The organism is Streptomyces sp. NPDC044002 (genome assembly GCF_056434525.1).
Map to the genome: position 1 here is coordinate 21,758 of NZ_JBWKEZ010000004.1, position 5,265 is coordinate 27,022.

The 5,265-nt window shown below is 75.0% G+C and carries 6 protein-coding genes; all 6 read right to left on the minus strand.

From position 1 onward, the window contains the following. Positions 1–106: 106 nt before the first annotated feature. On the minus strand, positions 107–427 hold the full coding sequence (locus AC07A6_RS04430; RefSeq protein WP_478776035.1) for a putative quinol monooxygenase: 321 nt from the start codon (positions 425–427) through the stop codon (positions 107–109). Between the two features lie 49 nt (positions 428–476). After that, a complete protein-coding gene (locus AC07A6_RS04435) occupies positions 477–1,748 on the minus strand; it encodes an MFS transporter (RefSeq protein WP_478776036.1) in 1,272 nt (423 codons plus the stop codon). 122 nt (positions 1,749–1,870) lie between these two features. Further along, on the minus strand, positions 1,871–2,071 hold the full coding sequence (locus AC07A6_RS04440; protein WP_478776037.1) for a hypothetical protein: 201 nt from the start codon (positions 2,069–2,071) through the stop codon (positions 1,871–1,873). 44 nt (positions 2,072–2,115) lie between these two features. After that, a complete protein-coding gene (locus AC07A6_RS04445; protein WP_478776038.1) occupies positions 2,116–3,150 on the minus strand; it encodes a 3-oxoacyl-ACP synthase III family protein in 1,035 nt (344 codons plus the stop codon). Positions 3,151–3,198: 48 nt separating this feature from the next. Then, positions 3,199–3,945: an HAD family hydrolase gene (locus AC07A6_RS04450; protein WP_478776039.1), complete on the minus strand. Its 747-nt coding sequence runs from the start codon at positions 3,943–3,945 to the stop codon at positions 3,199–3,201. Positions 3,946–3,967: 22 nt separating this feature from the next. Next, the gene (locus AC07A6_RS04455; RefSeq protein ID WP_478776040.1) at positions 3,968–5,062 is read right to left on the minus strand and encodes a ScbA/BarX family gamma-butyrolactone biosynthesis protein; all 1,095 of its coding nucleotides are present in this window, start codon (positions 5,060–5,062) and stop codon (positions 3,968–3,970) included. Between the last annotated feature and the right edge of the window lie 203 nt (positions 5,063–5,265).

Below are 5,265 nucleotides of genomic sequence, written 5' to 3' on the forward strand. Positions count from 1 at the left end.
GGGCGGCGCGTGGGGGGTGTCTTTGGGGGGGGGGGGGGGGGGGGGGGGGGGGGGGGGCTGGGCGGGGGCGGGGGGGCCCCCCCCCCCCCCCCCGCGGGGGAGGGGCTCAGACGGCGGCGGTGTCCAGGACGGCGGTGTCCACGACGCGGGTGCCGCGGATCAGCCAGGTCGGGCCCTGGGCGATGCCGTCGATGCGCTCGAAGAACTTGGCGAAGTGCGGGCCGGACATGTGCCGGTCGAAGGCGGCGGCGTCGTCGTAGACCTCGTCGAGGTAGAAGCGGTTGGGGTCCACCTCGTCCTCGACGAGTTCGAACCGCTGGGTGAACGGCTCGTCCACGGCCGAGTCGCGGGCGTCCGCGTGGGCGGCGGCGATGAACGTCTCGCGGTGCTCGGGCTGGACGTCGAAGGCGACGGCGACGTGGTACATCGGAGTACTCCTGGGGGTGGGGACGTACGGAACGGGGGTGGTGGGGCGGTCAGTCGCGCAGGGCGGGTGCCTTGGCCGCCGCGGCCGCGGCGGCCACCGGAGCGGCGGCCGGGACGGCGGTGGCGGACTCGCCGCGGCGGCGCGGGCGCACGGCCCGGTTGCGGCCGGAGCGCAGGCCGAGGACCAGCTCGGGGAGGGTGAAGGCGGCCAGCAGGACCAGGGAGACGGTCCAGCCGCCGGTGGCGCCGTGCAGCAGGCCGAGCAGCAGTGGACCGGCGATGCCACCGGCGAGGTAGCCGATGGTCTGCACCATGCCCGAAAGCTGGGCGGCGGTCTGCGGGTTGGGGGAGCGCATGCCGATGAAGGTCAGGGCCATGGCGTGCCCGGCGCCCAGGGTGACACCGAGGACGGCGACCCACAGGGCGGCCGCGGCCGGGACCCAGAGGAGGCCCAGCAGGCTCACCGCGCCGGCCACCGCGATGGCGACGACCATCGGAGCGGTGCCCTTACGCCCGACGAGGATCGGGGCGAACAGCGCGCCCGGCACGCTGACCAGCATCGCGAGGGAGAGCAGCGCGCCGGAGGAGGAGTTGCTGTGGCCGAGGTCGGCGAGGATGGTGGGCAGCCAGCCCAGGGCGGTGAAGTACACCAGGGCGCGCAGCGCCAGGTAGCCGGTGACCTGCCAGGCCATGGCGTCGCCGAGCAGCGAGCCCTGGTCGGGGGCGGGGCCGGCGGCGGCAGCGGGCTTGGAGCCCTTGAGCAGCGGCAGCCAGGCGACGAGGCCGATGACGGCGGGGACGGCCCACAGTGCGAGGGAGCCGCTCCAGCTGTCGGTGGCGTCGCGCAGCGGTACGGCGAAGCCGGCCGAAAGGGCGGCGCCGGCGCTGAGGATGCCGGTGCCGATGCCGGTGTAGAGGCGCACCCGGTCGGGGAACGCGCTCTTGATGACCGCCGGCATCAGGACGTTGCCGATGGCCAGGCCCGCGCCGGCCAGGGCGGTTCCGACGAACATCGCCCAGACGGCGTGGTCCAGCCGGAGCAGGATGCCCGCGATCAGGAGGACGAAGCCGAGGACCAGGGCGCCGGGGGTGCCCATGCGGCGGGAGAGGGCGGGCGAGACCGCCGCGAAGACGCCCAGGCACAGCACGGGCAGGGTGGTGAGCAGACTGATGGCCGAGTCGCTGAGCGCGAGGGACTGCTGTAAGTCGTCGAGTACGGGCGAGACGCTGCCGATGGCGGGGCGCAGGTTCAGCGCCAGCAGGCTCAGCCCCACGGTCGTGGCCACGGTGCTCGCGCGGGTACCTGATCGGTGGTCGGACACGGAGCTCCTCCTAACCGGGAACATAAGAGAGATACGGGGTGCGGTTTCGATGTAGTAGATGATGCATGACGACCATAAGATGTCTTACATATGGGCGTCAATCGATTGGCGTAAGAAACCTGTCAGTTCGGGGACGCGTCGGCCGTGACCGGCCCGTCCCCGAACAGCCTGGTGTGCAGGGACCGTTCCACGGAGTGCCGCAGCACCGCCCGCCGCTGCCGGACCGTCCGGGCGCGCACCAGCGCCCGGACGGCGGCCTCCTCGTCCGGCGCGGCGGAGGAAGAGGCGGAGGCGTACCCGCTGTCGAGGGTGTGCGTGTGCATGGCAGTGCCTTTCTCGAACGGGGCGGTGGGCGGGAGCGGGCGGGTCAGCGGGCGGCGGCCAGCTCCTGCGTGCGCGGCCGGGCGCAGGCGGTGGGAGCCCAGTCGGCCAGCACGGCCCCCACGGTCATCCCGCCGCCGAACCCGGCCAGCAGGACGCTGTCCCCGTCGGCGAACAGCCCCTCGCGGTGCGCGAGGTCCAGCGTGACGGGCACCGAGGCCGAGCCCGTGTTGCCGTACCGCTCGATCGCCAGGTGCATGGTGGCTCCGGACAGCCCGAGGGCCGGCCAGACCTCGCCCAGCATCACGGCGTTGGCCTGGTGCGGGACGAAGTGCCGGATGTGCTCGGGACGCGCCCCCGCCTTCGCCAGCAGGTCGTGCAGCGCGCCCGGCAGGTTGTCCTGGACGAAGCTGCGCACACCGCGGCCGTCCATCCGGAAGAAGTGGGCGCCCTCGCGCAGGGTGCGGTCGTTCGCCGGCATCCGGCTGCCGCCCGCCGGAACGCTGATCAGCCGGTACTGGTCCCCGCGCGTGAGCAGGCTCGTCTCGCGTATGCCCCGGTCCGCGGCGACCGTGCCGAGCAGCACCGCCCCGGCCCCGTCCCCGAACAGGATGGCCGTCTTGGGGTCGGAGTGGTCGAGGATCCGGGAGTAGATGTCCGCGCCGATCACCAGGGCGTGGCGCCCCGGTTCCGCGGCCCGCAGCAGCCGCTCCGCCACCGTGGTGGCGTACACGAAGCCGCTGCACACGGCGTTGATGTCGAAGGCCGCGGCGTTCTCCGCCCCGATCAGGTGCTGCACGATGCTCGCGGTCGCCGGCTGAGGGTGGTCGGGCGTGGACGTGGCCAGCACGATGTACGCCACGTCCCGCGCGGCCACGCCCGCCTGTTCGAGGGCCGCCCGGGCCGCCCGGGCGGCCAGGTCGGAGGTGGCGTCGCGGTCGTCCGCCCGGCGCCGCTCGCGGATGCCGGTCTTGCGCACGATCCACTCCTCGGTCACCCCCGAACCGCGGGCGACCTCCTCGTTGCCGACGACCGTGGGCGGCAGATAGGAGCCGGTGGCCAGGATTCCGATGCGATTCATGGTCTCTCCAGGAAGGGGGCGGGCCGCCGGGCGCGGCCCGCCACGAGGTCAGGCACTCCCGCCCGTCGCCAGCCGCCGCCAGCCGTGGCGGCGGGCGTGGGCGGCCAGTGCGGGGTCGTCGCCCACGGCGACCGGGCGTCCCACCGCGCCGAGCAGCGGCAGGTCGCTGGAGTGGTCGCCGTATCCCGAGCAGTCGGCGAGGTCGAAGCCGCGCAGGGCCGCGCTCAGCTCCACCGCACGCCCCTTGGCCGCGCCGATCATCGGGACCAGCACCTCGCCGGTGAGCAGCCCGCGCCGCACCACCGGGCGCGAACCCAGGGCGTGGCCGGCGCCGATGTCCTCGGCGACGGGCTGCAGGCAGGCGAAGAAGGAGCCCGAGAGCAGGACGACCGGGCGCCCCGCCGCCCGGTGCGCGCGCAGCTCCCGGGCCACCTCGGGGACGTACGGGCCGCCGGGCTGCGCCTGCTCGTGCGCGAACCAGGACCGGCCGCTGCGCTCCAGCAGCCCGACCGGCTCGCCCGCCAGCAGCCGGTAGTAGCGCCGGTTGACCTGCTCCCGGGGCTCACCGCGCCGGGCCGCGGCCCGCAGGCCGTCCGCCAGCCGGTCGTAGGTGGCCGGCGGCTCGCCGCGCCGGCGCAGGTGGAAGGCAAGGAAGCGGAACATGCTCTTCATGCGGATCAGGGTCTCGTCCACGTCGCTGAACGCCGCGCCCCCCACCGCCTCCGGCGCCGCCGCGGGGCCCGCCGTCGCCACCGCCGCCGTCACTGCGGTCGTCACTGCCGTCGTAGCCGTCATCTCCGCAGGGCCTCCTTCCGCCTCAGGCCGTCAGACGGGTCAGGACGAAGGAGAAGACGCACAGGGACTCGCCCCGCTGGGTCGCCTCCACCCGTACGGGCACCTGCTGGAGCGGCGCCGCGTCCTGCCGGTCCGCCTCCGGCGCCTCCAGGACGCCGCCCAGGGTGTAGAGGGGGCCGTCGGACGGCCCGCCGCCGGCCCGGGCGGTCAGCACCGTCTCGTCCTCCAGCTCGCCGAACCGGGTGAACACCACGTCCAGTTCGGTGACGAGGGTCTTCGCGCCGGCCAGCCCCCGGATGTCCAGGGCGGCGAACAGGGCCAGCTGGCGGGCCCCTTCGGCGATGACCATGCCGGGCAGGTGGTCCTGGGGGTGGTCGAACAGGCTGGCGTGCTGCGCCGGTATCCGCAGCAGGGCCTGCGCGGTGTCCCCGGCGGCCACGGTGTCCACCAGGACCACGTTGTCCGGGTTGGCCCGCCCGACCAGGTGCGGGGCCAGGGGGGTGCCCGGCGTGCCCGCCGGGTACGCGGCCGAGGACGGCAGCGCCACCCCGTCGCGGTTGTTCAGCCGCAGGGTGAGGTAGCCGGTCGGCGTCTTGAAGCGCAGCCCGACCGCCGCCTGCCCGATCACCACGCCGCCCACCGTCAGGTCGATCTCGTAGTCCAGGCCGGTGACCCGGCCCTCGCGCTCCTTGCGGTCCACGACGGTGACCCGCAGGGCCAGCGCGATCGGCGCCGATCTCACCACCACCATCTGCGGCCGGTCCAGGCGCAGCCGCAGGTGGGTCAGGATGAACTTGTTGTCGGACGGGACCCCGTAGAAGCGGTGCGCCCCGGCCAGGGTGGCCTGCCGGCAGGCCTCCAGGAGCAGCAGCGGGTCGTAGCAGCCGGGGCGCAGCAGGTGGTCCCCGTAGTAGGCGTGCGAGCGGGGCAGCTGGGCGCCCGCCGCGTAGCGCTGTTCGTCGATCGGCTGGAGGTCGGTCAGGAAGACCTCTCCCAGGGCGTCCCGGTGGACCAGCAGCCGGTCCACGGTGCGTGAGTAGTCCAGGGCGGGGAGCGCGGCGGGCGGCGCGGGCGGCGCGGGCGCGGCCACGGGCGCGGCGGCGGGTGCAGTGGTCATGGGGCCTGGCTTCCTGTCGCGGTGGTGGTGGTTCCCGTTGGTGGGTCGGTGCGCGTACGGGGAGGTGGCCGCGGGGGGGGGGGGGGGGGGGGGGGGGGGGGGGGGGAGGGAGGGGAGGGGGGGGGGGGGGGGGGGGGGGGGGGGGGGGAGGGGGGGAGGGGGGGGGGGGGAGGGGGAGGGGGAGGAAGAAGGGGGGCACGGAG

Excerpts from the sequence above, each read along its gene's own strand:
- AC07A6_RS04430 (WP_478776035.1), bottom strand. The coding sequence starts at position 427 with ATGTACCACGTCGCCGTCGCCTTCGACGTCCAGCCCGAGCACCGCGAG.
- AC07A6_RS04440 (WP_478776037.1), bottom strand. The coding sequence starts at position 2,071 with ATGCACACGCACACCCTCGACAGCGGGTACGCCTCCGCCTCTTCCTCC.
- AC07A6_RS04445 (WP_478776038.1), bottom strand. The coding sequence starts at position 3,150 with ATGAATCGCATCGGAATCCTGGCCACCGGCTCCTATCTGCCGCCCACG.
- AC07A6_RS04450 (WP_478776039.1), bottom strand. The coding sequence starts at position 3,945 with ATGACGGCTACGACGGCAGTGACGACCGCAGTGACGGCGGCGGTGGCG.
- AC07A6_RS04455 (WP_478776040.1), bottom strand. The coding sequence starts at position 5,062 with ATGACCACTGCACCCGCCGCCGCGCCCGTGGCCGCGCCCGCGCCGCCC.